Origin of the sequence: Bacillus testis, from assembly GCF_001243895.1 — a bacterium.
Classification (GTDB): Bacteria; Bacillota; Bacilli; order Bacillales; family DSM-1321; genus Bacillus_AD; species Bacillus_AD testis.
Genome location: NZ_LN851186.1, coordinates 1,613,933 through 1,640,357 on the forward strand (window position 1 = coordinate 1,613,933; position 26,425 = coordinate 1,640,357).

Annotated in this window: 22 protein-coding genes; 19 read left to right on the top strand and 3 right to left on the bottom strand. The window is 45.9% G+C overall.

The annotated features are described in order from the left end of the window. The first annotated feature begins 4 nt into the window (after nt 1–4). The 16 genes from BN1765_RS08435 to pyrE all read left to right on the top strand — a co-directional run bounded on the left by BN1765_RS08435 (nt 5) and on the right by pyrE (nt 18,396). Nucleotides 5–274 (top strand): YggT family protein, encoded by a 270-nt coding sequence (locus BN1765_RS08435; RefSeq protein ID WP_050614702.1) that lies wholly within the window; start codon nt 5–7, stop codon nt 272–274. 97 nt (nt 275–371) lie between these two features. Further along, nucleotides 372–1,145 (top strand): YlmH family RNA-binding protein, encoded by a 774-nt coding sequence (locus BN1765_RS08440; protein ID WP_050614703.1) that lies wholly within the window; start codon nt 372–374, stop codon nt 1,143–1,145. 82 nt (nt 1,146–1,227) lie between these two features. Next, complete coding sequence (locus BN1765_RS08445; RefSeq protein WP_050614704.1) at nt 1,228–1,740, top strand: DivIVA domain-containing protein; 513 nt, start codon at nt 1,228–1,230, stop codon at nt 1,738–1,740. A gap of 416 nt (nt 1,741–2,156) precedes the next feature. Then, the gene (ileS, locus tag BN1765_RS08450) at nt 2,157–4,925 is read left to right on the top strand and encodes an isoleucine--tRNA ligase (RefSeq protein ID WP_050614705.1); all 2,769 of its coding nucleotides are present in this window, start codon (nt 2,157–2,159) and stop codon (nt 4,923–4,925) included. A gap of 202 nt (nt 4,926–5,127) precedes the next feature. Continuing rightward, nucleotides 5,128–5,598, top strand: a complete 471-nt coding sequence (gene lspA / locus BN1765_RS08455; RefSeq protein WP_050614706.1) for a signal peptidase II — start codon at nt 5,128–5,130, stop codon at nt 5,596–5,598. After that, entirely contained in the window at nt 5,591–6,502 is a 912-nt protein-coding gene (locus BN1765_RS08460; RefSeq protein WP_050614707.1) for an RluA family pseudouridine synthase, read from the top strand. Before lspA ends, BN1765_RS08460 begins: the two co-directional genes overlap by 8 nt. A 199-nt stretch (nt 6,503–6,701) precedes the next feature. Continuing rightward, nucleotides 6,702–7,253 carry a bifunctional pyr operon transcriptional regulator/uracil phosphoribosyltransferase PyrR gene (gene pyrR, locus BN1765_RS08465; protein ID WP_261797569.1) on the top strand — a complete coding sequence of 184 codons (552 nt, stop codon included), beginning with the start codon at nt 6,702–6,704 and terminating at the stop codon, nt 7,251–7,253. 154 nt (nt 7,254–7,407) lie between these two features. Next, nucleotides 7,408–8,724, top strand: coding sequence for a solute carrier family 23 protein (locus BN1765_RS08470; RefSeq protein ID WP_050614708.1), 1,317 nt, complete (start codon nt 7,408–7,410; stop codon nt 8,722–8,724). Between the two features lie 174 nt (nt 8,725–8,898). Continuing rightward, nucleotides 8,899–9,831: an aspartate carbamoyltransferase catalytic subunit gene (locus BN1765_RS08475; RefSeq protein WP_050614709.1), complete on the top strand. Its 933-nt coding sequence runs from the start codon at nt 8,899–8,901 to the stop codon at nt 9,829–9,831. After that, nucleotides 9,797–11,083, top strand: coding sequence for a dihydroorotase (locus BN1765_RS08480; protein ID WP_050614710.1), 1,287 nt, complete (start codon nt 9,797–9,799; stop codon nt 11,081–11,083). Before BN1765_RS08475 ends, BN1765_RS08480 begins: the two co-directional genes overlap by 35 nt. After that, a complete protein-coding gene (locus BN1765_RS08485) occupies nt 11,080–12,186 on the top strand; it encodes a carbamoyl phosphate synthase small subunit (RefSeq protein ID WP_050614711.1) in 1,107 nt (368 codons plus the stop codon). The genes BN1765_RS08480 and BN1765_RS08485 overlap by 4 nt, the downstream gene beginning before the upstream one ends. Further along, a complete protein-coding gene (gene carB / locus BN1765_RS08490) occupies nt 12,165–15,371 on the top strand; it encodes a carbamoyl-phosphate synthase large subunit (RefSeq protein WP_050614712.1) in 3,207 nt (1,068 codons plus the stop codon). The genes BN1765_RS08485 and carB overlap by 22 nt, the downstream gene beginning before the upstream one ends. Beyond that, nucleotides 15,368–16,147: a dihydroorotate dehydrogenase electron transfer subunit gene (locus tag BN1765_RS08495; protein ID WP_050614713.1), complete on the top strand. Its 780-nt coding sequence runs from the start codon at nt 15,368–15,370 to the stop codon at nt 16,145–16,147. Before carB ends, BN1765_RS08495 begins: the two co-directional genes overlap by 4 nt. Beyond that, nucleotides 16,144–17,082: a dihydroorotate dehydrogenase gene (locus BN1765_RS08500; protein ID WP_050614714.1), complete on the top strand. Its 939-nt coding sequence runs from the start codon at nt 16,144–16,146 to the stop codon at nt 17,080–17,082. Before BN1765_RS08495 ends, BN1765_RS08500 begins: the two co-directional genes overlap by 4 nt. Beyond that, nucleotides 17,054–17,764 (top strand): orotidine-5'-phosphate decarboxylase, encoded by a 711-nt coding sequence (pyrF, locus tag BN1765_RS08505; protein WP_050614715.1) that lies wholly within the window; start codon nt 17,054–17,056, stop codon nt 17,762–17,764. The genes BN1765_RS08500 and pyrF overlap by 29 nt, the downstream gene beginning before the upstream one ends. A 2-nt stretch (nt 17,765–17,766) precedes the next feature. Beyond that, nucleotides 17,767–18,396 carry an orotate phosphoribosyltransferase gene (gene pyrE, locus BN1765_RS08510; protein ID WP_050616717.1) on the top strand — a complete coding sequence of 210 codons (630 nt, stop codon included), beginning with the start codon at nt 17,767–17,769 and terminating at the stop codon, nt 18,394–18,396. A gap of 185 nt (nt 18,397–18,581) precedes the next feature. Here pyrE and BN1765_RS08515 read toward each other — a convergent pair whose 3' ends face one another. The 3 genes from BN1765_RS08515 to BN1765_RS08525 form a co-directional block, all read right to left on the bottom strand. After that, on the bottom strand, nt 18,582–19,343 hold the full coding sequence (locus BN1765_RS08515) for an SDR family oxidoreductase (protein ID WP_050614716.1): 762 nt from the start codon (nt 19,341–19,343) through the stop codon (nt 18,582–18,584). 142 nt (nt 19,344–19,485) lie between these two features. Continuing rightward, nucleotides 19,486–20,106 (bottom strand): GNAT family N-acetyltransferase, encoded by a 621-nt coding sequence (locus tag BN1765_RS08520; RefSeq protein WP_050614717.1) that lies wholly within the window; start codon nt 20,104–20,106, stop codon nt 19,486–19,488. A gap of 208 nt (nt 20,107–20,314) precedes the next feature. Further along, nucleotides 20,315–22,024: an Rqc2 family fibronectin-binding protein gene (locus tag BN1765_RS08525; RefSeq protein ID WP_050614718.1), complete on the bottom strand. Its 1,710-nt coding sequence runs from the start codon at nt 22,022–22,024 to the stop codon at nt 20,315–20,317. 296 nt (nt 22,025–22,320) lie between these two features. Here BN1765_RS08525 and BN1765_RS08530 point away from each other — a divergent pair, with 296 nt between their 5' ends. The 3 genes from BN1765_RS08530 to remA all read left to right on the top strand — a co-directional run bounded on the left by BN1765_RS08530 (nt 22,321) and on the right by remA (nt 26,422). Further along, on the top strand, nt 22,321–24,996 hold the full coding sequence (locus BN1765_RS08530; RefSeq protein ID WP_050614719.1) for a cation-translocating P-type ATPase: 2,676 nt from the start codon (nt 22,321–22,323) through the stop codon (nt 24,994–24,996). A gap of 226 nt (nt 24,997–25,222) precedes the next feature. Further along, complete coding sequence (locus BN1765_RS08535) at nt 25,223–26,098, top strand: YicC/YloC family endoribonuclease (protein WP_050614720.1); 876 nt, start codon at nt 25,223–25,225, stop codon at nt 26,096–26,098. A gap of 60 nt (nt 26,099–26,158) precedes the next feature. Further along, nucleotides 26,159–26,422 (top strand): extracellular matrix/biofilm regulator RemA, encoded by a 264-nt coding sequence (remA, locus tag BN1765_RS08540; RefSeq protein WP_050614721.1) that lies wholly within the window; start codon nt 26,159–26,161, stop codon nt 26,420–26,422. Nucleotides 26,423–26,425 lie beyond the last annotated feature (3 nt).

The window sequence follows — 26,425 nt, forward strand, 5'->3', positions numbered from 1 at the left end:
GTAAATGGTTTTACTATTGAAATTGATTGTGACTCTAGTGAACATATACTCATATGCATTGATTGTGTATATTTTCATGTCATGGTTCCCTGGTGCAAGGGAATCAGCGATTGGCCAGTTTCTTGGTCGTATTTGCGAACCGTATCTAGAATTTTTCAGAAGGTTCATCCCTCCGATCGGCATGATTGATTTTTCGCCGATTGTGGCATTTATCGTTTTGAATTTTGCTACTAGAGGGTTATATCAATTGTTTTATATTTTCTTTTTTAGGTAATATAAAGAGGGCTGGGCTTTATGCTGGTTTATAATCAGACTAGGTCCAGCCCTGTTGATTGCCAAGGGGAAGCGAATGCACGAAAAGGGAGTTAAGGATGAGTATATATCAGCATTTCCGAAGCGAAGAAAAAGTGTTTATAGATAATGTGCTAGAATGGAAAGAAAGCGTGGAAACGTTCTATAGCCCGAAGTTGACGCCTTTTCTGGATCCAAGGGAACAGCATATTGTTTCTGTCGTCATCGGCCAAAATGAAGATTGCAAGCTTGCTTTTTTTGGGGGGTATGACGGTGCAGAGCGTAAAAGGGCCCTTCTGTACCCGAATTACTATGAACCTTCAGAAGAAGATTTCCAATGTAGCGCCATAGCCATTTCATATAACAGAAAATTCCATGAATTGACTCATCCGCAAATATTGGGGACGCTTATGTCGCTTGGCATTATACGGGAAAGATTCGGCGATGTGCTGATTGAGGAGGAATCCGCCAAGGCGATTGTGGACAGTGATATAGCGTCTTATGTGATCAATAATATCACTAAAATAGGACAAGCCGGCGTTTCCCTTGAGCTAGCGAGTTTAAGCGATCTGACGGCTGTGCATACTAAATGGCAGGAAAGCCATATGACCAGTTCTTCTTTAAGGATTGATTCTTTATTATCCTCCATGACGAGGCTTTCGCGCCAAAAAGCGCAAGATTTAATACAAGGCGGAAAAGTGAAAGTGAACCATCTTGTCATTGAAGAAAAGGATTATGTCTGCCATAAGGGAGACGTAATTTCATGCCGCGGCTACGGCCGGTTCCTGATTGTCGAAATAGAAGGAAAAACGAAGAAAGATAAGTGGAAAATTGTCTTCGGGCAACAAAAATGAGATGAAGGATTTACAAATGTCCTGTCGAAACGTAGAATAAAAGTAATACGAATCATAATCTATTCCAATACGGAGGTGCAGAATGCCTTTAACGCCGCTTGATATACATAATAAGAGCTTCAGTAAGGGATTTCGTGGGTATGATGAAGACGAAGTGAATGAATTTCTGGAACAAGTGATGAAAGATTACGAACTTGTCCTACGTGAGAAAAAAACGTTGGAAGCAAGACTTGAAAATGCAGGAGAAAAGCTTGGCCACTATAATAATATCGAAGAGACGTTGAACAAGTCGATTCTGATTGCCCAGGAAGCAGCAGAAGAAGTGAAACGCAACGCCCAAAAAGAATCAAAGCTGATTATTAAAGAGGCGGAGAAAAATGCAGACCGGATCGTAAACGAGTCGCTTGCCAAAGCACGAAAAATTGCAATGGAAATTGAAGAGCTGAAGAAACAATCAAAAGTCTTCCGCACTCGGTTCACCATGCTCGTGGAAGCGCAGCTTGATCTGATTAAGAATGAAGATTGGGATCATCTGATGGACTTCGAGCATGATGCCACAGATGATTTATTGAAAGATCATGAATCGTCATATTGATTCTCTGCACTTTTTCGTATATAATTTCATACAAGATTAGAAAGCACGCAACGTTGAAAGGGACAGTACGCTTTCAAATATGTCCGCCAAAAGATGTTCGGCTTATGAGCCGGCTTCGATAGCGATCCGGGGATGGTGTAAGCCTGGAGGCGGAAATGGAAGCGGAAGATCACCCTGGAGTTCCATAATGAACCCCCTGTCTGGGTTAGTAGTTCTGGCGTTTCATCCGCGTTAAGGATGGTCGAGCGGATGCCTTGAATAATAGGCATTTACCAGGGTGGTACCGCGGGAAGCAAGCCTTCTCGTCCCTTTCAAGGGATGAGAAGGCTTTTTTTCGTTCCCTTGCCGTGCAATGAATCGTACATGACAGAAAGCAACCCGACAAGCCTCGGGGTTGATTATAGGAGGTTTAAAAAATGGATTATAAAGATACTTTATTAATGCCGAAAACGGAATTCCCGATGCGCGGAAACTTACCAAAACGCGAACCGGAAATGCAGCAAACATGGAATGAAATGGACATCTACAACAAAGTCCAGGAAAGAACAAAGGACTTTCCAAAATTCATCCTGCATGATGGCCCTCCATATGCAAATGGAGACATTCATATGGGCCATGCGCTTAATAAAGTGCTGAAGGATTTTATCGTCCGCTATAAATCAATGAGCGGCTATAACGCCCCTTATGTACCGGGATGGGATACACATGGATTGCCGATCGAGACGGCGCTGACAAAGAATGGCAAGGTAAACCGGAAAGAAATGAGCATCGCTGAATTCCGGAAGCTATGTGAAAAATATGCTTATGAACAAGTCGACAGCCAGCGTGAACAATTCAAACGTTTGGGTGTAAGAGCCGATTGGGACCATCCTTATATCACGCTTCAGCCTGAATATGAGGCCCAGCAGATTAAAGTATTCGGCGAAATGGCGAAGAAGGGTTATATTTACAAAGGCAAAAAGCCTGTATATTGGTCACCTTCAAGTGAATCGGCCCTTGCCGAGGCAGAAATTGAATATCATGATAAACGCTCTGCTTCCATCTATGTAGCTTTTGCAGTGAAAGATGGAAAAGGCGTACTGGAGGAAGGCACAAAATTCATCATCTGGACAACAACTCCTTGGACGATTCCTGCCAACCTAGGTATCGCAGTACATCCTGAGCTAGATTATGTAGTTGTTGAAGTAGCAGGCGATACGTTTGTGGTTGCAAAAGCGCTGCTTGATACAGTGAAGGAAGAACTAGAGTGGGAAAATGCCAAGATTGTTAAGACGGTCAAGGGCAACGAGCTTGAATATATCGTGGCGCAACATCCTTTATACGACCGCGAATCACTCGTTATCCTAGGCGACCATGTCACAACCGATGCTGGAACAGGCTGCGTCCATACTGCTCCAGGACATGGGGAAGACGACTTTATCGTCGGCCAAAAATATAAATTGGGCGTACTGTGCCCGGTGGATGAAAAAGGGCATATGACAAGCGAAGCGCCTGGATTTGAAGGGTTGTTCTATGATAAAGCGAACAAGGCCATCACTGAAGCGCTTGAGGAAAAAGGCGCTTTACTGAAGCTATCCTTTATCACTCACTCCTATCCGCACGATTGGAGAACAAAAAAACCAACCATTTTCCGTGCAACTGCGCAATGGTTTGCGAGCATCCAAGATTTCCGCGGAGAATTGCTTGAAGCAATCAAAGAAACCAAATGGATGCCGGCTTGGGGCGAAACCCGCCTTTACAATATGGTCCGTGACCGAGGCGATTGGTGTATTTCCCGCCAAAGAGCGTGGGGCGTTCCGATTCCGGTCTTTTACGGTGAAAACGGTGAGCCAATCATCACTGATGAAACCATTGAACATATTTCCAACCTATTCCGCGAACACGGCTCGAATGTATGGTTCGAACGGGAAACGAAAGACTTGCTGCCTGAAAACTTTACGCATGAATCAAGCCCTAATGGCATTTTCACGAAAGAAACAGACATCATGGATGTATGGTTCGATTCAGGTTCTTCCCACCAGGCAGTCCTTGAAGAACGTGAAGAGCTGGCAAGACCTGCAGATCTATATCTGGAAGGTTCCGACCAATACCGCGGCTGGTTTAATTCATCCTTGTCCACGGCTGTTGCCGTTACAGGCAAAGCGCCATATAAAGGCGTGCTGAGCCACGGTTTTGCATTGGATGGAGAAGGAAGAAAAATGAGTAAATCATTGGGCAATACCATTCTGCCATCTAAAGTCATGAACCAATTAGGGGCAGATATCCTTCGCCTATGGGTGGCTTCTGTCGATTACCAAGCAGACGTACGCGTATCCGATCCTATTCTGAAGCAAGTGGCTGAAGTTTACCGGAAGATCCGCAATACGTTCCGTTTCCTTCTGGGCACATTGGATAATTTCAACCCTGCTACAGATAGCTTGGCTTATGAAGCGCTGCAGGAAGTGGACCAGTTCATGCTGGTTAAGCTGAACGCTTTAATCGAAAATGTGACAAAAGGGTATGAGCAATATGAATTTGCGACGATCTACCATAATATCAATAACTTCTGTACATTGGACTTAAGTGCCTTCTATCTGGATTATGCAAAAGATATCCTATATTGCGAAGCGCCGGACAGCAAACAGCGTCGCGCAATCCAGACGGTCTTGTATGATGTGCTGGTTGCCCTTACCAAACTGGTGGCGCCAATCCTTCCTCATACAGCGGATGAAGTGTGGTCATACCTTCCGGATATGGAAGCGCCAAGCGTTCAATTGACTGATATGCCAAAGGCTGAAAAATTGCCGAATGAAAAAGAGATTGAAGAAAAGTGGAATGCATTCCTGCAAATCCGCGACAATGTCCTGAAAGCATTGGAAGAGGCGCGTAACGCGAAAGTGATCGGTAAATCATTGAATGCCAAGGTTTCCATGTATGTCAATGATGAGACAAAAACATTCCTTGACCAGATTCATGAAAGCTTTGAACAGCTATTTATCGTTTCGCAGTTCGAGATTGCCGGCAAGCTGGAAGACGCTCCGGAAGAAGCAGCTACTTTCGAAAATTGTGCGATTGTGGTTTCAAAAGCAGACGGCGAAACATGCGAGCGATGCTGGAATGTTTCCGAAGCAGTCGGCCAGGATGAGGAGCATCCGACACTGTGCCCTCGTTGTGCGTCAGTCGTGAAGGAAGCATATACGCATTAATCAAATCAAATGACTAAAATAGCAGCACCGCGTACAGCCAGGTTTTAAGGGTTCGGCGGGCCGGCTGATCGGCCCCTTTATCCTTGGCCTGTTTTGCACGGGTGCTTTTTCTTTTTGGAACGGATAGGCGCCATTGTGTTTATTTTTAACTATATGCTACAATTCAAAAGAACATAATTTTTATAGAAGCTGGGGGATGACCGTGAGATATTATTTCATCGCGCTTATTGTCATTGCGCTGGATCAGGCATCTAAATACTTGATCGTAAAGAATATGGAATTGGGCGAGAGCATAGAAGTAATCGGAAACTTTTTACATATAACATCTCATCGAAACACCGGGGCAGCCTGGGGGATATTGGAAGGGCAGATGTGGCTGTTTTATTTGATCACCGTAATCGTGGTTGCCGTACTGGTGTACTATATGCAAAAAATGAGCAGGATGCATATATTGGTCGGCACTTCTTTGGGCTTGATGCTCGGCGGTGCGATCGGTAATTTCATCGACCGCGTTTTCCATAAGGAAGTAGTCGATTTTGTGGACACCAATATCTTTGGATATGATTTCCCGGTTTTTAATGTGGCGGATTCGGCATTGACTGTTGGCGTTATCCTGCTGATGATTTTTATGTTATTTGAAGAACGATTTATGAAGGAGAAGAAGAATGGATAAAATGATATACACCATAGAAGAGGAACAGAATGGCGAAAGACTGGACAAGTTTGTATCAACAGCCAACGAAGATTTATCGCGCACCCAGGTCCAATTATTGATCAAGGATGGGCATGTGGCGGTAAACGGCCAACCTGTGAAAACGAATTACAAAATCCGCACCAACGACCAGGTTACTGTGGAGATTCCTGCACCGGTTGAATTGGATATTGAAGCGGAAGTTATGGACCTGGACATCTATTATGAAGATGAAGACGTACTTGTGGTCAATAAGCCGAAAGGAATGGTTGTCCACCCAGCTCCGGGGCATACGACAGGTACGCTTGTGAATGGTTTGATGGCCCATTGCAAAGACCTATCAGGCATCAATGGCGTCATGAGACCGGGGATTGTCCATCGGATCGACAAAGATACTTCCGGGCTGTTGATGGTCGCCAAGAATGATATGGCACATGAAGCATTGGTTCAGCAACTTGTCGATAAGACGGTTACCCGCCGCTATAAAGCATTGGTGCATGGTAACATCCAACATCAGCATGGGACAATCGATGCACCGATTGGCCGTGATAAAAAAGACCGCCAGAGCATGACAGTCGACCCGGATGGGAAGCATGCGGTTACTCATTTTGAAGTGCTGGAGAACTTCCGGGATTTCACGTTGGTCCAATGCAGGTTGGAAACCGGAAGAACGCATCAGATACGCGTCCATATGAAGTATATCGGCTTTCCTTTGGCAGGGGATCCGAAATACGGGCCGAAGAAGACACTGGATCTGGGAGGCCAGGCTCTGCATGCGGAGGTGCTTGGTTTTGTGCATCCGCGCACGAAGGAATATCTTGAATTTACAGCTCCTCTACCGGACTATTTTACAGAATTGTTGGCTAAACTTAGAATTAACAGTTGACAAAATAGAACCTTGCCTGTAAGATGGGGACAGTTGAATATGACCCTTTAATACAGTCCCGAGAGGCTGAGAAGGAAAACGGACAAAGCTGTGGAACTTAGCTCTGCGGCTTGCAAAGACGAATCCTCCTGCTTCGGGCAGGGGGATTTTTTTGCGACTGGGCATTTCAGCAAAAAAACATGAACAGACACAGCAAAGGGTGAAGTATATGAAAGAAAAGGCTATCGTCCTAGATGAACAGGCAATTCGGCGCGCATTAACACGGATCGCCCACGAGATTATTGAAAAAAATAAAGGGATTGAGGATTGCATCCTGGTAGGAATTAAGACGCGCGGCATCTTCATTGCGAAGAGGCTGGCTGAGCGGATCGAACAGATCGAGGGCAATCAAATTGCTGTTGGCGAACTTGATATTACATTGTACAGGGACGACTTAAGCACAAAGCAAAATGATGGGGAGCCTTTGGTAAAAGGATCGGATATCCCTGTTGACATCACCAATAAGAAAGTGATTGTGATAGACGATGTCCTATACACCGGCCGGACTGTCCGTGCAGCTTTGGATGCCTTGATTGATATCGGCAGACCATCCCAAATCCAATTGGGCGTACTTGTGGACAGAGGTCATCGCGAGCTTCCAATCCGTGCAGATTACGTAGGCAAGAATGTACCTACTTCCCAAGGGGAAAAAATCACTGTCAGCCTGACTGAAGTGGACGGCTTGGACAAAGTAAGCATTCATGACAAATAAGAATAGAGCCCTTTTAACGGCAGTCCAGAGAGGCTGACAAAGGGAAGCAAGATTCCAAATAGGCTGCAGCCTAGGCTTTATGGATATTCCTTGCCCCTTTGTACCCTCGCTCTCGGTGAGGGTTTTTCTGTACATAAAAAATGGGGGGATTGAAATGGAGCAAGAGAATCAACGGATTGTCCTCGATGTCGAAGATGTTCCGAAAATGGGGAAATGGATCACATTGAGTATACAGCATGTGTTTGCGATGTTTGGATCGACGGTTTTAGTTCCTTTCCTGACGGGGATGAACCCAGCAGTGGCATTGGTGTCGAGCGGCGCAGGGACGCTGTCGTACCTGTTGATCACAAGGGGGCAGATACCCGCTTACCTTGGTTCATCATTCGCGTTTATCGCGCCGATTGTATTGGCAAAGCAGCTTGGAGGTCCCGAAGCGGTCATGTTTGGCTGCTTGCTGGCAGGGCTGATTTACGGCATCGTCTCGCTGGTCATCAAGAAGGTGGGTGTCAATTGGTTGATGAACCTTCTGCCTCCAGTGGTCGTAGGGCCGGTTATTATGGTAATAGGCCTTGGATTGGCGGGAACGGCAGTCAATATGGCGATGTACAGCAACAATGGATCCACGACAGAGCCGTTGCATTATAGTTTGACTCATCTCAGCGTCGCCATGATCACCCTTCTGGTCACGATTATTGCCTCAACGTTCTTTAGAGGCTTCCTGAAATTAATACCGCTTATATTTGGGATTGCAGCGGGTTATCTGTCGGCACTGGCCTTCGGTATCGTTGATTTGAGCGGAGTAAAAGCAGCTGCCTGGTTCGCTGTTCCCGAGTTCCATATCCCTTTTGTCAATTATGACCCAGTCATCTCCTGGCAGATCGGCCTGGTCATGGTGCCGGTAGCTATCGTGACTTTATCGGAACATATTGGCCACCAGCTGGTGTTAAGCAAGGTAGTCGGCCGGGATTTCATTAAGAAGCCGGGCCTGCACAAATCGATTCTTGGCGATGGAGTCGGCATTATCATTGGCTCTTTGATTGGCGGACCGCCGCTGACTTCTTATGGAGAGAATATAGGAGTATTGGCGATTACAAGAGCTTTCAGCGTATATATTATCGGCGGAGCAGGATTGGTTGCCATCCTGATTGGCTTTGTAGGTAAAGTGTCAGCCCTGATCCAATCCATTCCGCAAGCAGTCATGGGCGGGGTATCCATTCTGCTTTTCGGCATCATCGCTTCAAGCGGTTTGAGGATGCTGATCGACCACCGTGTCGACTTTGGCGTGAACCGCAATCTAATTATTGCATCAGTCATCCTTGTCTTAGGGATCGGCGGGGCATTCATCCAAATAGGAAGTAAATTCTCCCTATCTGGAATGGCCCTCGCAGCTATCATCGGCGTTATTCTGAATCAAGTGTTGCCGGGGAAAGAAAAACAATCTTCTCTTGTGGAAGAAAAGATCATTCAGTAGCATAATCACCTTTTAAAAGCAGTCCAGAGAGACTAACAAGGGTGTTCATTAAAAGCTAGGATCATGGCATATCTGCAAGGACAAATCTTGTAATCCTGATCCCTTTTTTGAAGCACCCTCCATCTGACAGATGAGGGTGCTTTTTAATTACTAAAATTCTAAGGGGGACTTTCCATGAAACATTTATTGACCACAAATGAATTATCAGTCTCAGAGATTTATAGCATATTGAATGATGCTGCCGATTTTTCAAACGGAAGGGTTTATGCGGTGCCTCAACAAACCTTCATTGCAAATCTATTCTTTGAAAATAGTACACGGACAAAAGTCAGTTTCGAAGTTGCTGAAAGACGGATGGGTATGGACGTCATTCCCTTTGAAGTGTCGACGAGCTCTGTGCAAAAAGGCGAATCGCTCTATGATACGGTCAAAACATTGGAGTCCATCGGTGCAAATGCGGTCGTGATCAGGCATCCGGAAGAGGAATATTTCAACCAGCTCGTCGGCAAAGTGAATATCCCGGTCATCAATGGGGGTGACGGTTGCGGTCATCATCCGACGCAATGCCTGCTCGATCTCTTAACCATCTACCAAGAGTTTGGCAGCTTCGAAGGATTGAAGGTTGCGATTGTAGGAGACATTAAGCACAGCCGTGTAGCACGTTCCAATGCGGATGCATTGGCAAGGCTGGGGGCGCAGGTTGTGTTCTCGGGCCCGAAAGATTGGTTTGATGCCAGCATCCCTTCAGGCAAATATGAAGCACTCGATGAGGCAGTTGCAACAGCAGATGTGGTCATGCTGCTGCGCATCCAGCATGAACGGCATGCATCGGAAATGGCAGGGAGCAAGGAAGATTATTTACATATGTTTGGTTTGACAAAAGAGCGCGAACAAATGATGAAGCCCGCAAGCATTATCATGCATCCCGCTCCAGTGAACCGGAATGTAGAGATAGATGAAGATTTGATTGAATGCAGCCGTTCCAGAATTTTTAAACAGATGGAAAACGGCGTATATGTCCGTATGGCTGTATTAAAAAGGGCAATGGAAATCACAAAAGGAGGCATTGTACATGCAAACACTTATAAAGAATGGTCAGTTATTTGATGGAGCCGGAGATCTACAAAAGAAAGATATTCTGATAGAAGGCGGCCGGATTATTGCTATAGAAGATCGAATCGATGCTTCAGTAAAAACAGTCATCGATGCAACCGGTTTGGTGGTCTCGCCAGGTTTCGTTGATTTGCATGTCCATCTGCGCGAACCGGGCGGAGAGCATAAGGAAACAATCGAAACTGGAACGAAAGCAGCTGCCAGGGGAGGATTCACGACAGTCGCTGCCATGCCGAATACCCGTCCTGTCCCTGATACGAGAGAGCATATGGAACAATTGGTGGACCGGATTGAACAAACCGCACTGGTAAATGTTCTGCCTTATGCGAGCATCACGATTCGCGAAGCAGGAAAAGAATTGACGGACTTTGAGCAATTGAAAGAGGCAGGCGCTTTTGCCTTTACCGATGACGGTGTAGGGGTCCAATCGGCAGATATGATGCTGAAAGCGATGGAAAAAGCGGCTTCATTAAATATGGCGATTGTGGCGCATTGTGAAGAGAACACCTTGATCAACAAAGGATGTGTGCATGAAGGAACGTTTTCTCGTGAAAATGGGTTGAACGGAATCCCATCAGTGTGCGAATCCGTGCAGATTGCCCGTGATGTGCTGCTTGCAGAAGCGGCCGGCTGCCACTATCACGTATGCCATATCTCTACGGCTGCTTCTGTCCGGACAGTCCGGGATGCCAAAACGGCTGGCATACACGTCACAGCAGAAGTAACTCCGCACCATCTGCTTCTTTGCGAAGATGATATTCCTGGGTTGGACACCAATTACAAGATGAACCCTCCATTGCGCGGGAAATCAGACAAGGAAGCATTGATTGCAGGACTGTTGGATGGAACAATCGACTTTATCGCCACAGACCACGCCCCTCATTCGGCTGAAGAGAAAAGTCAAAGCATGCAGATGGCGCCATTTGGCATTGTGGGCCTCGAAACAGCATTTCCGCTTTTATATACACATTTGGTTGAAAAGGATATCCTGACGCTTCCTCAACTGCTCAAATGGATGACAATCAAACCGGCAGAGGCTTTCAATTTGGAGGCAGGAAGAGTAGAAGCTGGCGGAAAGGCAGATATCGTCTTACTGGATTTAAATGAGGAGAAAGCCATCGATGTGCAGGAATTTGCGTCTAAAGGCAAGAATACGCCTTTTGCCGATTGGGTGTGCAAAGGCTGGCCGGTACTGACAATGGTGAACGGTAAGATTGCATGGAAAAAGGAGGAAGTGAAAGCGTGAAGAGACAATTAATATTGGAAGATGGAACAGTATTTGTAGGGGAAGCTTTCGGTGCAAATGTCGACCGTATGGGAGAAGTGGTTTTCAATACAGGAATGACTGGTTACCAGGAAGTCCTTTCCGATCCGTCCTATTGCGGGCAAATCGTGACCCTGACTTACCCGCTGATCGGCAATTACGGGATTAACCGCGATGATTTTGAATCCATCAATCCTGCGATCTCCGGTTTTATCGTGAAAGAAGTGGCGGATTTTCCGTCAAATTGGCGGAGTGAATTTTCTGTGGATGACTATTTCAAAATGAAGGGCATCCCTGGCATTTCAGGCATCGATACCCGTAAATTGACAAAGATTATCCGCAAGCACGGAACATTGAAGGGGGCTTTGGCCAATATCGAACAGCATCCTGATACGGTCATAGAATCCCTGCGCGCTACCGTCCTGTGCACTGACCAGGTCAAGAAAGTATCTACTAAACGCGCTTATCCGAGCCCGGGCAGAGGTAGACGGGTCGTTCTGGTGGATTTCGGCATGAAGCATGGAATCCTCCGTGAATTGAATAAACGTGATTGCGATGTAGTAGTGGTGCCGTACAATACAACAGCTGAAGACATATTAAATCTCAGTCCGGATGGGATTATGCTTTCCAATGGACCAGGGGACCCGAAAGATGTACCGCAAGCGATTGATATGATTCGCGGCATACAAGGGAAAGTGCCTATCTTTGGCATATGCCTGGGCCACCAGCTGTTTGCCCTTGCCAATCATGCCAATACGTTCCGATTAAAATTCGGGCACCGCGGTTCCAACCATCCTGTGAAAGATCTGGCTACAGGCAAAATCGCCATCACATCACAAAATCACGGGTATGCCGTAGAAGAAGCTTCATTGAAGGGCACCCAACTGGAAATCACACATATTGCCCTAAATGACGGGACGGTAGAAGGGCTGCGGCATAAGGAATACCCGGCATTCACAGTGCAATACCATCCGGAAGCCTCACCTGGCCCAGAGGATGCCAATGGTTTATTCGACCAATTCATCGCTATGATCGAACGTTCTAAAGCGGAAGGAGAAATACAATGCCAAAACGTACAGATATAAAAAGTATACTAGTCATAGGTTCAGGCCCGATTGTCATCGGCCAGGCGGCAGAATTTGATTACGCCGGAACACAAGCATGCATGGCCTTGAAAGAAGAAGGATACCGCGTCATTCTCGTCAATTCCAATCCGGCAACCATCATGACGGATACGGAAATTGCCGATGCTGTCTACATTGAGCCATTAACACTGGAGTTTGTCAGCAAAATCATCCGCAAGGAACGTCCGGATGCGTTATTGCCTACATTAGGCGGCCAAACCGGCCTGAACTTGGCGGTGGAACTGTCGGAAGCAGGGATCCTGGATGAATGTAATGTAGAAATTTTAGGGACAAAACTATCTGCCATCCAGCAGGCTGAAGACCGTGATCTATTCCGCAATTTAATGAATGAATTGGGAGAACCAGTCCCGGACAGTGATATCATACATACGCTTCCAGAAGCCGAACGTTTTGTGGAAAGGGTAGGATACCCGATCATCGTACGGCCGGCTTTCACCCTGGGCGGCACCGGGGGCGGCATCTGTACGAACAACGAAGAATTGAAAGAAATCGTAACGAGCGGCCTTAAAAATAGTCCTGTCAGCCAATGTTTAATCGAAAAAAGCATAGCTGGTTTTAAAGAAATTGAATATGAAGTGATGAGAGACGGAAATGACAATGCGATTGTCGTCTGCAATATGGAAAACATCGATCCTGTCGGCGTCCATACCGGAGACAGCATCGTAGTCGCACCAAGCCAAACGCTCAGTGACCGTGAATACCAGCTTTTGAGAAATTGTTCGCTGAAAATCATCCGCGCTTTGAAAATCGAGGGCGGCTGCAATGTACAGCTTGCGCTCGATCCTCATAGTTTTAACTACTATATCATCGAAGTGAATCCCCGGGTAAGCCGTTCCTCCGCTTTGGCATCAAAAGCGACAGGATATCCGATTGCCAAGCTTGCGGCCAAAATCGCTGTAGGCCTGACGCTTGATGAAATGCTGAACCCAGTCACTGGAAGGACGTACGCCAGCTTTGAGCCTGCACTCGATTATGTGGTAACCAAAATTCCAAGATGGCCTTTCGACAAATTCGAAAGTGCAAACAGAAGCTTGGGAACACAAATGAAAGCAACCGGAGAAGTGATGGCAATCGGCAGAACACTGGAGGAATCCATGCTGAAAGCTGTCCGTTCACTGGAATCGGGTATGTTCCATCTAGGGATTGATGGCCGTGAAAACATAACAGACGAACTGATTGAAAAAAGAATCCGCAAAGCAGGAGATGAACGTTTATTTTATATAGGAGAAGCACTCCGGAGAGGCATAACAATCGAAACGATACATGAGTGGAGTAAGATTGACCTTTTCTTCCTCAATAAAATAAGCAAAATCGTCGACTTTGAACATTCAATCAAATCTGCGCCATTCAATGCGGAAATCACAAAAAGAGCAAAACAAATGGGCTTTGCGGACAAAACGATTGCCGAGTTTTGGGATGTGGACGAACAGGAAGTCTATGAATGGCGCAAGCAGCAGAGCATGATGCCTGTCTATAAGATGGTAGATACATGTGCGGCTGAATTCGAATCGGAAACCCCGTATTTCTATGGAACATATGAAGATGAAAACGAAAGCATTGTGACTGACCGCGAAAGTGTGATTGTTTTGGGCTCGGGCCCAATCCGGATCGGCCAGGGAGTGGAATTCGATTATGCGACCGTTCATTCCGTGTGGGCCATCAAGCAGGCGGGTTATGAAGCAATCATCGTGAATAATAACCCGGAAACCGTTTCGACTGACTTCAGTATTTCAGATAAGTTATATTTTGAGCCGCTTACGGTTGAAGATGTCATGCATATCATTGACTTGGAACAGCCGAAAGGTGTTATCGTCCAGTTTGGAGGCCAGACAGCGATCAATCTTGCCGATGAATTGGTAAGAAGAGGAGTTCGCATACTGGGAACCACATTGGAAGACTTGGACAGGGCTGAAAATCGCAATAAATTTGAGCGTGCACTGCAGGAGTTGGAGATTCCCCAACCGAAAGGCAAAACTGCTACTTCAGTTGAAGAAGCAGTAAAAATCGCCGCAGAAATCGGCTATCCCGTCCTTGTCCGTCCTTCCTATGTGCTGGGCGGCAGAGCGATGGAAATCGTATATAAAGAACAGGAATTGCTTGTCTATATGACAAACGCAGTAAAAGTCAATCCTGAGCACCCGGTACTAATCGACCGCTATCTGACAGGAAAAGAAATAGAAGTAGATGCGATATCAGATGGTGAAAGAGTAGTGATCCCTGGCATTATGGAGCATATTGAACGGGCTGGCGTCCACTCTGGCGATTCAATCGCTGTTTATCCTCCGCAACAGATGCAGGAAACGGTCAAAAATCAAATTGTCGATTATACGGTCAGACTGGCTAAAGGCCTGAACATCAAAGGACTTATGAACATTCAGTATGTCGTCTGCGACGGGGAAGTTTTCGTCATAGAAGTGAATCCCCGTTCGAGCAGAACGGTGCCGTTCTTGAGCAAAATCACAGATGTCCCAATGGCGAATGTTGCGACAAAAGTGATACTGGGGCAAAGCCTGGAGAGCCAAGGCTATCAAACAGGCCTGGTTCCTGAGAAAAAAGGTGTCTTTGTGAAAGTGCCGGTGTTTTCATTCGCTAAGCTGCGCGGGGTCGATATTACCCTTGGGCCGGAAATGAAATCGACAGGAGAGGTTATGGGCAAGGATATCACTCTGGAAAAAGCCTTGTATAAGGGAATCGTGGCCTCCGGCATTTCCATAAAGGGCCATGGGTCCGTGCTGTTGACAATCGCCGATAAGGATAAGCAAGAGGCGCTTCAGCTGGCGAAACGGTACCATGAAATCGGCTTTCAGCTGATCGCCACCAGCGGCACAGCTTCGTTCCTGAAAAAGGCAGGAATCCCGGTGAAAGAAATTAATAAAATCGGCGGATCAGAACCGACGCTGCTTGACGTGATCAAAAACGGGGAAGCGCAGTTTGTCATCAATACCTTAACGAAAGGCAAACAGCCAGAAAGAGATGGCTTCCGCATCCGCCGCGAGTCAGTGGAAAATGGCGTAGCCTGCCTGACATCTTTGGATACTGCCGAGGCTCTTTTAAGGGTCATCGAATCGATGAATTTCTCTGCAAGCCCAATGAACCAATCAATCAAGGAAGGGGCACTTCAATGATCAAAACAGAAGATATGACGATCATTTCGCAACAGCAGATCGCCCAGTCCATATATGAGCTTACTCTTAGCGGTGAGCTCGTCTCCCGGATGGGCACACCTGGACAATTCGTCCAGTTGAAGATCGGAACTGGTTTTGAGCCATTATTGAGAAGGCCAATCAGCATTTGTTCGATCGACAAGGAACGCGGGCGCGTCACTTTGGTTTACCGTGCGGAAGGAAGAGGGACATCGCTTCTGTCGCAATACGGCAAGGGCGATACACTCAATGTGCTCGGGCCGTTGGGGAATGGCTTCAACTTGGAAGAAGCTGCTCCAGGAGAAACAGCGCTGCTTGTCGGAGGCGGCATTGGAGTCCCGCCTTTATATGAACTGGGCTTGCGATTGGCTGAAAAAGGAGTGCGAGTAGTAACGGTGCTTGGATTCCAATCAAAGGAAGCGGTCTTTTATGAAAAGAGATTCAGGGAATTTGCGGATGTTTATATCGCTACAGCCGACGGGACGTACGGGCACCGAGGTTTTGTGACCGATGTAATCAAGAAAGAAAAGCTGTCTTATGATGTATTGTACGCTTGCGGTCCGGCAGCCATGCTGCGTGCCATTGAAAATACATACCCCGGAAGCCGGGTATTCCTGTCGCTAGAGGAAAGGATGGGATGCGGCATCGGCGCCTGCTATGCATGTGTATGCAAGACAAAAGATGAACGGCCCGGCCTAAACTATAAAAAAGTATGCAGCGACGGACCTGTTTTCCGTGCTGGAGAGGTGGTCTTATGAATCGATTGAATGTAGAACTTCCCGGTTTATCATTAAAAAATCCCATTATGCCGGCGTCAGGCTGCTTTGGGTTCGGCAAGGAATTCGCAGAGCTGTATGATTTGAATCAACTGGGCAGCATGATGATCAAAGCGACTACTGTTCACCCGAGGTTCGGAAATCCCACACCGCGTGTGGCTGAGACGCATGCAGGGATGCTGAATGCCATCGGCTTGCAGAATCCAGGTTTGCAGCATGTAATGGAACACGAATTACCGTGGCTGGAGCGTTATGACCTGCCGATTATCGCCAATGTAGCCGGCTCAACGGTAGAGGAATATGTCGAAGTCGCCAAGCATATCAGTACGGCGAACAATGTGGCTGCATTGGAACTGAATATTTCCTGCCCGAACGTAAAAGAAGGGGGCATAGCGTTCGGCACCGATCCGGCAACCGCCCGGGACCTGACAAGAAGGGTCAAAGAGGTCTCCAAAGTGCCTGTATATGTTAAGTTATCACCAAATGTCACAGATATTACAAAGATGGCAACAGCAGTCGAAGAAGGCGGCGCCGACGGACTCACTATGATCAATACATTGCTCGGAATGAGGCTTGACCTCAAAACGGCTAAGCCGATCCTCGCCAATTCTACCGGCGGGCTATCAGGGCCTGCTATCAAGCCTGTAGCCATCCGGATGATCCATGAGGTAAGTCAGCAAGTCAATATCCCGATTATCGGCATGGGAGGCATTATGACAGCGGAGGATGTAATCGAGTTTTTATACGCAGGGGCAAGTGCAGTAGCGATAGGCACAGCTAATTTCGTTGATCCATTTGTATGCCCAGCTATTATCGAACGGTTGCCGTCACTTTTAGATGAACTGGGAATTGCCCATATCTCCGAATGTACGGGAAGGAGCTGGAAAAATGAACAACTCATTAATAGTGGCGCTTGATTTCAGCAATATGGAGGAAGTGAACCGATTCCTGGACCAGTTCAGTGATGAACAGCTGTATGTGAAAGTGGGCATGGAATTATTTTACCAGAATGGTCCGGCGATCATTAACGATCTAAAAGAAAGAGGCCATAAAGTATTCTTGGACCTCAAGCTCCACGATATTCCGCATACAGTCCGGCAGGCAATGAAAGGCCTGGCCAAATTGGACATCGATCTTGTCAATGTACATGCCGCAGGCGGCAGAAAAATGATGGAAGAAGCATTGGCTGGGTTGGAAGAAGGAACAAAACCAGGCAAAAAACGGCCCTTCTTGATCGCGGTCACCCAATTGACCAGCACATCGGAAGAGGCGATGCGAAGAGAGCAAAGAATCGACTCTACCCTAGAGGAGAGCGTGCTCCATTATGCAGCGCTGGCAAAAGAAGCGGGTTTAGATGGCGTTGTTTGCTCGCCATGGGAAGTGAAAAAGATTCACGAAAAATTGGGAGAGGAATTCCTCACTATTACACCCGGTATCCGGTTGGCAGACGATGACAGCAATGATCAAATCCGGATCGCAACACCGGATGCAGCGAAAAAATGGGGGACAAATGCTATTGTCGTCGGCCGTTCCATCACAAAAGCTGCTTGTGTTTCAACTGCTTATAAAATGGTGAAATCATCCTGGGAGGGGAAATGATCATGAAAGAACAAATTGCAGAACAATTATTAGAGATTAAAGCCGTTTTTTTACAGCCTAATGACCCTTTCACATGGTCTTCAGGCATGAAATCGCCGATTTACTGCGATAACCGGTTAACATTATCCTATCCGAAGCTGCGGAAACAAATTGCTTCCGGTTTAGCAGATATCATAAAAGAAAAATATCCAGAAGCCCAGTTGATCGCCGGGACGGCTACAGCTGGCATTCCTCATGCAGCCTGGGTAAGCGATCTGCTTGGATTGCCGATGTGCTATATCCGTTCCAAGGCGAAAGGGCATGGCAAGGGAAATCAAATCGAAGGACTTGCTGCACCTGGACAAAAAGTGATCGTAATAGAAGATTTAATAAGCACTGGTGGCAGTGTGATCACAGCAGTCAATGCATTACGTGAAGCGGGCTGCGAAGTGCTTGGTGTCGTGTCGATTTTTACATATGAGCTTGAAAAGGGTAAAGAAATGTTGAGCGAAGCCCGGATTGAAAACATATCGTTAAGCAATTACAGCACATTGGTGCGGGTTGCTGAGCAGAATGGCTATATTACCAACGAAGATGTTTATAAACTGACAAAATGGCGGCAAAACCCGCAATCCACGGATTGGATGGCATAAGAAATTGGAAGAGGCTGATTATTTCAAGCCTCTTTCTTTTAGGCTGTTTTCGTAAGGATTGTTGCTATCGCTTAATTTTATCTAATATATAGAAAAAGCCACCTCCAGATAGGAAGTGGCTGTACTTGTTGTTAAACTATTGTTAAAAAAGGATTGCCGCAGCATCTGTCCATGTACATCATCCCTCAAACCCTATTATTACCTAGATGTTCTTCAAATGTAATCCCCCCTGCTTTTTGAAAGGAATTGGTATTTTTCCCATCGCAGAAAGATTTGTATAGTTTTCCTGGTAAAGAAATGCTGAAAATTTTGTTTGTTTCATTATTTATCTTAATTTTCAGCTCCGCCATCTCTCTTAACGTCATGATAACCGGTCCGCCAAAGTCATCAATTCTTCCTTGAGGACCTTTATTAATTAAATCAATTAAATGTTTGGCAAATTCATCAACACTGACGCTTTGGCATTTAATGCTACCAGGGATAACATATCTTTTAAAGAGAGGCTTTGATAAAAATAAATTTTCTACAAAGTCGTGGAACTGAGTTGCACGAACTATTGTATAAGGAATAGAACTATTCTTTAACAATTCTTCTGCTTTGTATTTAAGCTTATAATATTTCAGAGGTATTTCCTCTATGCCTACAATTGACGGATAAATAAAATGTTTTATGTATTTCAGCTTACTTAAAAGGTTTTCAAAACCTGTAACCTCGATATCTTTCGAATTTTTTATTGGACTTGTTGCTGCGTGAATAATGACATCTACATCTTTTACGGCTTCTTCTAAACCCTCGCCAGATAATAAATCGCTATAAACCCACTCGAAATGTCCAATTCTTTCAGGTTTTCTTCTCGAAGTTATTTTAACTTTATAGTCGGAACCTTTTAGTTGATTTAGCAAAGCTGAACCTAGTTGACCTGTTGAACCAGTCACCAATACCCGCAAGTACAACACTCCCTTAATAATGGATTATCTTTGTGTTATATTATTCAGAAATTTTGGTCTTCATTCAACTGAACGGCTCTGTTTTTGATATAAGAAAGTGTATTCCAAAACAAGCAACAATGTCTACGAACAGAGCCTTCTTTTAAGGGGATGCAAATGGATGATATGGTGTATGGATAATGGTATTAAGCGCAGCTTTTCTGTCTTTGTATTCATCAAAAAGGATGGAATACACCTTGATGTCACGTTGTTTCCCTTTTACATGCATGGATTTTCTCAAAGTACCTTCATAACGCATGCCGCATTTCACCATTACTTTTTCAGAGCCGATATTCTCGGAAAGGCAGCGGGCTTGAATGCGCTGAAGCCTCATATTGGTGAAGCCGAACTCAATAACCGCCTGGGCTGCCTCTGTCGTGATCCCTTGGCCCCAATATCGTTGTGAAATAGCATAGCCAATTTCAGCCGTGTAATGGGCCGGATTCCACTTGACAAAGTCGATGGTTCCAATGAGTTTTTTATCCTGTTTATATTCAATCCCCCAAGGAGCGATCTTTTGGCCTCGATATTGATTGAGGACGAATTGAATAAAACGATCCGTATCAGCGGGCGACTGGTGGCGGTCCCAGGTTACATAGGCGCTGACATTCTCGTTAGATGTATATTCATACATATCGTTTGTGTCTGCCGCTGTCAGCTTTCGGAGCAGCAGCCGCTCTGTCTCTAATTCGGGCAGTTGACTATACATTTCTTCTATCCGCATATAGACCACCACTCCTTATTTTTCACTTATTATAAAGGTGGATCGTCTAAATAAAAAGATATTTTTCAATTTTTTGTTCATCAGGCATTGAAAAACGCCTCTCATCCGCACTCGTTGTTTTCAGATTTTCAAATGATTTCAAGAATATAGGTATGTAGGTTCAACCGTATAAAATAAAACCTCTCCCGAAATAAGGAGAGGTTTTGTTTTATTTCTTTAATTTCAGCACCAGGTCGGCGTCCGGTGTTACATAGATAGTGTTTTGGTGATCGTAGGTTACAAATCCCGGTTTGCTTCCTTTTGGCTTCTTCACATGCCGTATTTGCGTATAATCGACGGGAACGCCGCTGGACGCCTTCGCTTTGCTGTAATAGGCAGCCAGGACGGCAGCTTCCTGAATCGTCTGTTCGCTTGGTTCCGGATTACGGATAACCACGTGGGAACCCGGAATATCTTTTGTATGGAACCAGATATCATCACGGCGGCTGGCCTTGTTGGTCAAATATTCATTTTGTTTATTATTCTTCCCTACAAGAATGAGATCGCCGTCCGATGACAGGTATTCATCTAATGAGGGCTTATCATTCTTCGGTTTTTTGAATCCTTTTTTGTGCCGCTGCTTCAGATAGCCTTCTTCCTGAAGTTCTTCTCTGATTTCTTCGATATCCTTTGGTTGGGCCGAATCCAGCTGCTGCAGAAGGATATTGAAATAATCAACTTCTTCCTGGGCGAGCGCAATTTGCTCCGTTACAGCCAGTTTGGCGTTCTTGGCCTTTTGGTATTTTGTAAAGAACTTCTGGGCGTTTTGAGAAGGCGACTTTTGCGGATCAAGCGAAATGGTCACGGTGCCTTGTTGTTCATCGTAATAATTCGTTACGGCAATTTCCTTCATTCCTTGTTTCAACTGATGCATATTGGCAGTCAGAAGTTCTCCGTACAATTGATATTGCTCGGCTTTTTCGCTGTCTTGCAACGTTTTTTCCAATTTGCCGATTTTCTTTTCATTCTTTTCCTTTTCGTTGGCAATGAAGCGGTCAAGATCAAGTGCCTGTTGCTTGATGCGGTCCCTCGCGGCTTTGCCAAAATAAAAACGGTCCAACAGCTCGCTCAACGTGCCGAATTGGTGTTTGCTTCCTTCCAGATGATCAAGCGGGATGCAATAAAAGTATTCTTTCTTATCGGTGGCAACCATGGTCGGTGTGTAGGATCTCTCTTTAAAGAAGCCCATAACCTGGTGGAACCCTGACAGAACGTTTTCAATTGTTGGAAGCCCGCTTTTAAAAAGAATTTCCTTAGCAAGGAGCGGCGAGATGCCTGCAAATGCATTGACAATTTGCTGCTGCAGCTTGCCTTCATTGAAGTGAAGGGCTCTTTTGATATCGTCATCGCTCGCTGTTAGTGCATCCAGCTTATGCTGCTCCGGAGGAAAAGTATACGTTTGCCCCGGCAAGACTGTGCGGTATGTATTCACCGCATGCGAGATATGCTTGATGCTGTCCAGGATCATATTGTTTTCCTTATCGACCAACACAATATTGCTATGCCGGCCCATGATTTCGATGATGAGCGATTTATAGCTTACGTCACCGATTTCAGTCCGTCCTTTCAACTCAAAAATGAGGATGCGATCCTGGTCTTTTTGTCTAATCCGCTCGATAATCGCACCTTCTAAATGCTTTCTCAGAAGCATGCAGAACATTGGCGGATCTTGTGGATTTTCATAAGATTCATTAGTCAGTTGCGCCCTGCTGTAGCTTGGGTGGGCTGAAAGCAGCACTTTTTGATTTTTGCCGTTTGCCCGCACCAGCATAATGATCTCATTCGGGTATGGCTGGTGGATCTTATTAATCCGGCCGCCCGTGATATGTTCAGTGAATTCTTCACACATTGCTTTTGTAAAATAACCATCAAATGACATAGGCAAATCTTCCTTTACGATAATAATCACTGCCGCCATGCATATACATGGAAACAGCGGACTAAACCATTCTATTGAATTCCGGCTGCTTTGCCTTTTTCTATTGGTTCTAAATCAGGCAGCAGAAAGTAGGGCTTGAAAACAAGCAATATAAATGGCGGGAACAGCCTTCGCTTTTTATAACCGCAAAACGGGCTATTTCTTCATAAGTATAGCATTAATTCCCGTGAGTCTGAATAAGCATGGTTTAAAGAAGGACAACTCTTTATTGTGACGAATGGAAGTGAGATGAAGCAATGATACTGAGAGAGATGAGTGTAAGTGATCTTGAGAAGTCTTTGCGGACAAACTGTGAAACAGGTCTTGATGAGAAAGAGGCGGCAAAACGTACCCAAATGAATGGATACAATGAATTGGATGAAGGTGAAAAGCAATCGGCTCTGCTTCTGTTTTTTGCCCAGTTCAAAGATTTCATGGTGATTATTCTCTTGGCCGCTACTTTGATATCAGGCTTATTGGGTGAGTACATCGATGCGATCGCCATCATCGCAATTGTCTTTATAAACGCGGCTCTGGGCTTTTTCCAGGAACGGAAGGCAGAGAAATCCCTTGATGCCTTAAAACGAATGTCCGCACCGCAGACAGCTGTACTGAGAGGGGGGAAATGGCTCCGGATCCCGGCGAAGCAGCTGACTATTGGAGATATTGTTAAATTCAGTTCGGGAGACCGCATAGGCGCGGATGTACGCATCATTGAAGCGGTTTCTCTGGAAGTGGAGGAATCGGCACTGACCGGAGAGTCTCTTCCCGTCAGCAAAAGTGACCAGCCCCTTTTCAAAACAATCAACAGCATCGGCGATGAAGAAAACATGGCTTTCATGGGAACGATGGTCACGCGCGGCAAAGGGATTGGCGTAGTCACTTCGATTGGGATGAAGACGGCCATGGGGCAGATCGCTGATTTGCTTCAGACAGCGGAATCGTTGACTACCCCGCTCCAACATAAACTTGAACAGCTAGGTAAAATTCTCATTGTTGCTGCCATTTTTCTCACTGTATTGGTGGTCGCCTTGGGTGTCTTGCAAGGCAATGCGTTATACACGATGGTACTGTCCGGCGTATCCTTGGCGGTTGCAGCCATACCTGAAGGGCTGCCGGCCATTGTCACCGTTGCCCTGTCGCTGGGTGTCCAGAGGATGATCAAACAAAATGCCATCGTCCGCAAACTCCCGGCAGTCGAAACTTTAGGCTGCGCTTCCGTGATTTGCTCGGACAAAACAGGAACGATGACACAAAACAAAATGACGGTGACAGCAGCCTGGCAATCGGGCAAGTTATACAGCGTTACAGGCAAAGGCGACGAACCGACAGGATCTTTCTTAGTGGATGGAAAAGAGGTCGGCAAAGAGGATAAATCATTGAGGCAATTACTCACATTCGGCTTATTGTGCAATACCTCCGAGGTGGCGGAAAAGGAAGGGAAGCTAGTCGTGGATGGCAGCCCGACAGAGGGAGCCATACATGTTGCCGCCTTGAAAGCAGGTATTTCACGGCAATCGCTTCTGCAGGAATTCACCATTATTAAAGAGTTTCCGTTTGATTCAAGCCGGAAGTTGATGAGTGTGGTCATCCAAGACCGGAACAACAAGCAGTTTATTGTTACGAAGGGAGCCCCTGATGTTTTGCTTGGCAGGTGCAAGTCCATTCTTTGGGACGGCAAGGTGCAATATACGGATGCTACTGTCAACAATCAGGTGCAGGGAGCGGTTGACCGATTGGCCCAACAGGCGCTGCGGACTATTGCCATTGGCTATAAAGCAATCCCTTCGGCCGGGCAAATAAGGAGAGAGGATGAAGCGGAAAGAGATTTGACGTTCATCGGATTGCAGGGAATGATCGATCCGCCAAGGCCTGAAGTGAAGGAAGCGGTGGCGGAGTGCAAAAAAGCAGGCATCAAAACAATCATGATCACTGGCGACCACGTGACAACCGCTTCGGCAATCGCTGCCCAACTGGGAATCCTGGAAAAGGGTAAACGGGTTATTGAAGGCAAGCAGCTGATGGACATGCCGGTGTCTGAGCTGGAAGAGATGGTGGATGAGGTCGCTGTCTTTGCAAGGGTATCGCCAAAAGACAAATTGAAGATTGTAAAGGCCTTGCAAAACAAAGGACATATTGTGGCTATGACCGGCGACGGCGTCAATGATGCCCCTGCCATCAAATCAGCTGATATTGGGATAGCCATGGGCATAACGGGAACAGACGTGGCGAAAGAAGCATCTTCACTTATCTTGCTGGATGATAATTTTGCCACAATTAAGTCAGCTATCAAAGAGGGGCGCAATATTTATGAGAATATCCGCAAATTCATCCGGTATTTGCTGGCTTCCAATGTTGGTGAAATCCTCGTGATGCTGTTTGCGATGATATTGGCTTTGCCGCTGCCTTTATACCCGATCCAAATCCTTTGGGTCAATCTGGTGACGGATGGATTGCCGGCTATGGCTTTAGGTCTGGACCAGCCGGAGGGAGACGTAATGAAACGGCGGCCGCGCAATCCAAGGGAAGGCGTATTTTCAAGAGGGTTGGGTTGGAAAATCATTTCAAGGGGCTTTTTGATCGGCGGCGTCACTTTATTGGCATTTATAACAGCGAGAAACAACCAACCTGATTGGGAAAATTATCCGCAGACTATCGCTTTCATTACCCTTGTATTGGCACAGCTGATTCACGTGTTTGACTGCAGAAGCGAGAAGAGTATATTTGCCCGCAATCCATTTGGCAATATGTATTTGGTCTGGGCTGTGCTAGTTTCTATGGCAATGATGGTTGCGGTGGTATATGTACCTGCACTGCAGGGCATTTTCAAGACGGTGAGCATACCTGCGAGGGACTGGCTGCTGATTATCGGGTTATCCTCATTGCCAACTTTTTTACTGGCGGGTTCATTTTTACTGCGAAAAAACAAGTGAATTATGCTATACTTGAAAAGGTAGTAGAGTATTCTCTATTACCTTTTTATTATTGATTACTGTCAAAAAATACACACGTTTCCAGTGATTTTGGCCTTCGTCGAAATCATCCTTCAAAATATCGGCAGTATGAGTTTGACATATAAAATGTGAACAAGAGGGCCTTGCAAAAAATGTTTTTGGAGGGCGTACCTACATATATGTACTAGAATTGGAAGTGGAATCAATGGCTGTAAGCATGACAGGTTATGGAAGAGGAACAAGCGAGAACGAGCAAATGAAGGTCCATGTCGAGGTGAAGACGGTCAACCACCGTTTCTGTGAATATAATATACGTATGCCGCGCCAACTGCTGGTGCTGGAAGATAAAATCAAGAAACACCTGGCTGCCCACATTAAACGGGGCCGGATTGAGCTATTTGTCAATGTGGAAGGAGACGGGCTCATCCATAAGCAACTGGAAGTGGATTGGCCGCTTCTTCAGCAATATATGGACAAGATGGATGAAATCGAAAAGCTGTACCAAATAAAAACCGACCATACTCCATTTAATCTCCCACAACTGGAGGGCGTTTTCACGATCCAGGAAAAGCAAGCTTCTAATCCTGAAATCGAGGCAACCATTCTCGAGGCGGTCAGACAGGCGACGATGCAATTGATGCTCATGAGAGAAGCGGAAGGGGAAGCATTGAAAGAAGATATCCTCACCCAACTGTCAAAATTGGATGAATCAGCCAAGCGGGTATCCGTTTTTGCTCCGAGTGTCATCGAGCTTTATCGTGAACGGCTGCAGCAAAAAATGGCTGAATGGACAGCGGGCATGATCGACGAAACGAGATTGTTGAATGAAGTGGCCATCTTCGCCGATAAAGCGGATATCAATGAAGAAATCACCAGGCTGAACAGCCATATATCCCAAGTGAGATTAACATTGGAAAGTTCCGAAGCGATCGGAAGGAAACTGGATTTCCTTGTCCAGGAAATGAACCGGGAAATCAACACAATCGGTTCGAAAGCCAATGATTCCAGAATTGCGATTGAAGTTGTCGAAATGAAGAGTTTGCTTGAAAAAATGAAAGAGCAAATACAAAATATCGAATAAAAATCGTTTACAGCTTCTTTGGAAGGGCCACACTAGTCATACGATAATTGGGGGACAAGTATGTCAATTAAGTTAATAAATATCGGCTTTGGGAATATCGTTTCTGCCAATCGGATCATTTCAATCGTTAGCCCGGAATCGGCTCCGATTAAGCGTATCATACAAGAAGCGAGAGATAAGGGGCTGCTCATAGATGCCACATATGGAAGAAGGACGAGGGCAGTCATTGTCATGGACAGCGATCACGTTATATTATCGGCTGTACAGCCTGAAACGGTTGCTTCCAGGCTCCATGACCGTGAAGTTAGCGTAGAGGAAGGATAAGTG

Excerpts from the sequence above, each read along its gene's own strand:
- BN1765_RS08435 (WP_050614702.1), top strand. The coding sequence starts at position 5 with ATGGTTTTACTATTGAAATTGATTGTGACTCTAGTGAACATATACTCA.
- BN1765_RS08440 (WP_050614703.1), top strand. The coding sequence starts at position 372 with ATGAGTATATATCAGCATTTCCGAAGCGAAGAAAAAGTGTTTATAGAT.
- BN1765_RS08445 (WP_050614704.1), top strand. The coding sequence starts at position 1,228 with ATGCCTTTAACGCCGCTTGATATACATAATAAGAGCTTCAGTAAGGGA.
- ileS (WP_050614705.1), top strand. The coding sequence starts at position 2,157 with ATGGATTATAAAGATACTTTATTAATGCCGAAAACGGAATTCCCGATG.
- BN1765_RS08460 (WP_050614707.1), top strand. The coding sequence starts at position 5,591 with ATGGATAAAATGATATACACCATAGAAGAGGAACAGAATGGCGAAAGA.
- BN1765_RS08470 (WP_050614708.1), top strand. The coding sequence starts at position 7,408 with ATGGAGCAAGAGAATCAACGGATTGTCCTCGATGTCGAAGATGTTCCG.
- BN1765_RS08475 (WP_050614709.1), top strand. The coding sequence starts at position 8,899 with ATGAAACATTTATTGACCACAAATGAATTATCAGTCTCAGAGATTTAT.
- BN1765_RS08480 (WP_050614710.1), top strand. The coding sequence starts at position 9,797 with ATGCAAACACTTATAAAGAATGGTCAGTTATTTGATGGAGCCGGAGAT.
- carB (WP_050614712.1), top strand. The coding sequence starts at position 12,165 with ATGCCAAAACGTACAGATATAAAAAGTATACTAGTCATAGGTTCAGGC.
- BN1765_RS08495 (WP_050614713.1), top strand. The coding sequence starts at position 15,368 with ATGATCAAAACAGAAGATATGACGATCATTTCGCAACAGCAGATCGCC.
- BN1765_RS08500 (WP_050614714.1), top strand. The coding sequence starts at position 16,144 with ATGAATCGATTGAATGTAGAACTTCCCGGTTTATCATTAAAAAATCCC.
- pyrF (WP_050614715.1), top strand. The coding sequence starts at position 17,054 with ATGAACAACTCATTAATAGTGGCGCTTGATTTCAGCAATATGGAGGAA.
- pyrE (WP_050616717.1), top strand. The coding sequence starts at position 17,767 with ATGAAAGAACAAATTGCAGAACAATTATTAGAGATTAAAGCCGTTTTT.
- BN1765_RS08520 (WP_050614717.1), bottom strand. The coding sequence starts at position 20,106 with ATGCGGATAGAAGAAATGTATAGTCAACTGCCCGAATTAGAGACAGAG.
- BN1765_RS08525 (WP_050614718.1), bottom strand. The coding sequence starts at position 22,024 with ATGTCATTTGATGGTTATTTTACAAAAGCAATGTGTGAAGAATTCACT.
- BN1765_RS08530 (WP_050614719.1), top strand. The coding sequence starts at position 22,321 with ATGATACTGAGAGAGATGAGTGTAAGTGATCTTGAGAAGTCTTTGCGG.
- BN1765_RS08535 (WP_050614720.1), top strand. The coding sequence starts at position 25,223 with ATGGCTGTAAGCATGACAGGTTATGGAAGAGGAACAAGCGAGAACGAG.
- remA (WP_050614721.1), top strand. The coding sequence starts at position 26,159 with ATGTCAATTAAGTTAATAAATATCGGCTTTGGGAATATCGTTTCTGCC.